Here is a 313-nt window from a genome sequence, read left to right as displayed (position 1 = left end):
GTTTGGAAAAAGCTTAACAATATCGACGTTTTATTATTTATTCAAAGGGGAAAAGGAATTATTTAAAGATACATACATATATGACAAATGGGAATTTAAAGAATATCCCATAATTAGGATAAATTTACTTGATGTAGTAAGTGAAAATGAAAAGGAATTAAAAGAAGGATTATTAAAAATAATAAAAGATGAAGGGAAAAAATATGGTATAGAAATAAAAAACGATCACTATAAATATGCATTTGATGATTTAATAATAGAATTATCCAAAAAAGGAAAAGTAGTAATACTAGTAGATGAATATGAAAAACCT

The 313-nt window shown here is 23.3% G+C and carries 1 protein-coding gene; it reads left to right on the top strand.

The genetic code is table 11. The features are described 5' to 3' along the window. The coding region (locus ACYQ44_RS10510; RefSeq protein ID WP_459997249.1) for an AAA family ATPase at nt 1-313 on the top strand (313 nt) is incomplete at both ends.

The organism is Marinitoga arctica, from assembly GCF_054657315.1.
This window is presented reverse-complemented; position numbering and strand designations above follow the sequence as displayed.